We start from the raw sequence: 2,872 nt of genomic DNA on the forward strand, positions 1-2,872 counted from the left end.
GACCGGGACCAGGGCGGTTATTCGCCGTCCTGCGCCTTTTCGGTAAAGCTTACGATGTGCGGAGCTGCAATGCGCGCGTAATCCTGCGCGTTTAGAATGATCGAGTGATCAAGCAAGCCCGCGTTGAAAGCGATCTCATCAAAGCGTCCGAACAGCGACGGATCGGCGATTAGCAGCAGCTTGTCGTGGAAGCTAAAGGGCGGCACCGAGCCGATGACGCAGTCCGTGAGATCGCCCACTTCATCGGGGCTTACGAGCGACGCTTTCGTGCCGCCGAGCCCCTCTGCCAAGCGCTTTAGATCGGTTTTATGATCGGCTGCGAAGACCGCTAGGACGTAGATTCTGCCGTTTCTGCCCGCGGGTTTGTCGCTAGGAAGCTTCAGCTGCTGCGGCACGTTGGCGCAAATTTGATCGGCGGTTAAAGTTAAATTTCCCGCGCAGGCGCCGTTTTCGCAGCCTTGAGCGGTTGCAACGCAAGAAGCGTTGGGGTTTTGCGCGTCATCGGCGCTTACTAAATTTAAATTTTGCACGAAAGAAATTTGCCCGTCCTTAAAGCCCTTGATCGTGCAAACCAGCGCCTTTGCGCCTTGACCTAGCTGCGTGCCTCGGGCTTTGGCGACTTCGGCGGAGGTGCCCGCGCTTTCGTGAGCTACGACGCGGAAGCGCGCCCCCTGCTGCGTCAAAAGCTCTTTTAGGCTTTCAAAAATTCTCTCTGACATGCTCTCTCCTTGTTTTTGCGAAATTATACTGAAATTTTAACCAAACGACCCATCGATGCCGAAATTCCATTCTTCGCCGTAGGATTTATCTCGCCTGCGCGCAAACCCATTGTGCGATGAAATATCTATTGCGCGGTGGAAATTCCGCCACGTATAAGCTCGGTCCGCCTTGCTTCTTGCGAAATTATTTCATCTTGCGGATTTTGGGCTTTTTGCTCTCTACGAGCTCGTAAATTCTAAGCTCCACCTTTACGTCTTTGGGCGCCAAAATTCTAATTTCGCCCGGAGTGTAGAAAAAAGGCGCTCCAAGCTCATAATAGACCCATTTTTTTTGCTTCTCGGTTTTGCACAGCATCAGCGTTTGAGCAAGTTCGTTGCCGCCGCTAAACTCGTAATAAAGCCCGTCCGAGCCCTCTTTTTGCTCTATTTTGCCGCCGATCAGATACGCGTCGTTGCAGTCGGCTTTAATCTCTTTCGAAAAGATCGCTTCGACCTTAAACTGCTGCGGCGGCATCTTTGACGGCGTTAGCTCAAAGACGTTTAGCTGCTTCTTCGCCTCGCCGCCGAACAAAAACAGCGGCAATAGGAAAAATAAAACGCTTTTTCTCATTTTTTACTCCTTAAAAAGATATTTTTATTCAAAATTTTAGCAAAATTTTTACTCATTAAACTGAAATTTCAATCGACTTCGTTTTTATCTGTAGCAGATAATATTTTTTAGCGCCTCCGTCTCTGATTTTAACGCCTCGCTATCGGTTTTTTGCGCGGCGCTCTTTTTGTTCGCTAAATTTTTGCTAGAGCTTTGCGGCGAGGGCTTTTCGCGCGAGTTTAAAGCCTTGACGACGTCGCGCGATATTTCGCCCTGCGTCTGCGCGGTGGAAATTTCGCCGTTAGCTCCGCCAGCCTTGCTCGTGCGGCGGCTTAGCACGCTTTTGACGCTTATCTTTTCGCCTGCGTAAAACGCCTCGCAAAGCCCGCCTTGCGCCTCATAGTCCGTCACTTTGACGCTGCCTTCTTGAAATTTATAAAATTTCACCCGTTTTGCTCCTTGTAGCTCCTCCGCTCCGCCCCATACGTCGCTCTGCGCGTCAAGATCCGCGAGCGCAAATGCGCCGTCTGCCGCCTTATACATATTGCCGAGCCTTATCGGTATGCGTTCGCCGCTCTTTTTGGTAAGCACGAAGCCGATCTTTTCGCCATCTTTTGGGTGCGGGCGGAACTGTTTGGAGAAAAACGCCGTGAAAAATGCGACCTCCTTGATCTCGCCGTCGGTGCCTAGGTATCTCGTCCAGCCATCTTCGGGCACGTCGATCTCGGCGATGTCTCGCCCGTCTTTTGCGCCGCATTTTAAGCCCGCGCAGCCGCTAAGCGCTAATGCTGCAAGCGCGGCTAGAAATAAGTTTTTCATATTTTCCCTTCAAATAAATTTTGGCTCAAAGCAGGGTGCTCAGGCACGTAATCCGTAGGGCATTATTTTAGGCTCGCGGGATAGCCGCTAAATTTTTCGATCCAGCCGTCCTCGCCGTAGAGCTCGCCGCAAAGCCCGTCCGAGAGCTCGGCTAGATTTTCGCCCGCCTCGTCTGCAAGCCGCCAGCGCTCGCTTTGCTCGAAAAAGCTTAGCGTCTCATGCAGGACGTGATCGGTAAGATGCGCGCAAAGCGTCCTTAGCGCCTCCCTCTGCTGCGGCGAAAAGTCCGCTATCGATGCATACAGCCGCTCGCATCGCGCTCCTTTCATCCGCCCGCTTACGACCCCGTCCAACCACGCCAGCGACCCGTCTCTGAGCTGCCGCACATACTCTCGCCCGAAACTCTGCAAAACATCCATTTTTCACTCCTTGCGTTTAAATTTTAAAATTTTTGGCGTCTCGCCTAAATTTAGATCGAAATTTACTTCCTAAGCCCGTTTAAGCTTTTTGCGTCCTAAATACGGCGCGCCGCATTTCACCTTTTATAAAATTCTACCTAGCTAGCGCCGTTTTTTTATCGTTTGCGCTGCTATTTTACCGCGCCGCAAAATTCGCGCTGTACCTCAAAGCCCAGCGCCGTTTAAATTTTAAAATCCGAAAGCTCGCGACCGAAATTTTAAAATTTAAGGCTCGATGAAATGCGTTTCGGCGCGACGGTATGCGCCGCTTGAAACTTTAAATTTTA

General features: G+C 51.1%; 4 protein-coding genes. All 4 read right to left on the minus strand.

The annotated features are described in order from the left end of the window. Window positions 1-17: 17 nt before the first annotated feature. Complete coding sequence (locus Q0256_RS10720; RefSeq protein ID WP_297962892.1) at window positions 18-719, minus strand: YbaK/EbsC family protein; 702 nt, start codon at window positions 717-719, stop codon at window positions 18-20. A gap of 184 nt (window positions 720-903) precedes the next feature. After that, window positions 904-1,329 (minus strand): ecotin family protein, encoded by a 426-nt coding sequence (locus Q0256_RS10725; RefSeq protein ID WP_297962894.1) that lies wholly within the window; start codon window positions 1,327-1,329, stop codon window positions 904-906. Window positions 1,330-1,413: 84 nt separating this feature from the next. Next, window positions 1,414-2,127, minus strand: a complete 714-nt coding sequence (locus tag Q0256_RS10730) for a hypothetical protein (protein WP_297962897.1) — start codon at window positions 2,125-2,127, stop codon at window positions 1,414-1,416. Window positions 2,128-2,189: 62 nt separating this feature from the next. Continuing rightward, the gene (locus tag Q0256_RS10735) at window positions 2,190-2,546 is read right to left on the minus strand and encodes a hypothetical protein (RefSeq protein WP_297962900.1); all 357 of its coding nucleotides are present in this window, start codon (window positions 2,544-2,546) and stop codon (window positions 2,190-2,192) included. Window positions 2,547-2,872: the final 326 nt, after the last annotated feature.

The organism is uncultured Campylobacter sp., assembly GCF_937949835.1.
Taxonomy (GTDB): domain Bacteria; phylum Campylobacterota; class Campylobacteria; order Campylobacterales; family Campylobacteraceae; genus Campylobacter_B.

What these genes read in the sequence shown, in the direction of transcription:
- Q0256_RS10720 (WP_297962892.1), bottom strand. Translation starts at nt 719, where the DNA reads ATGTCAGAGAGAATTTTTGAAAGCCTAAAAGAGCTTTTGACGCAGCAG.
- Q0256_RS10730 (WP_297962897.1), bottom strand. Translation starts at nt 2,127, where the DNA reads ATGAAAAACTTATTTCTAGCCGCGCTTGCAGCATTAGCGCTTAGCGGC.
- Q0256_RS10735 (WP_297962900.1), bottom strand. Translation starts at nt 2,546, where the DNA reads ATGGATGTTTTGCAGAGTTTCGGGCGAGAGTATGTGCGGCAGCTCAGA.
- Q0256_RS10725 (WP_297962894.1), bottom strand. Translation starts at nt 1,329, where the DNA reads ATGAGAAAAAGCGTTTTATTTTTCCTATTGCCGCTGTTTTTGTTCGGC.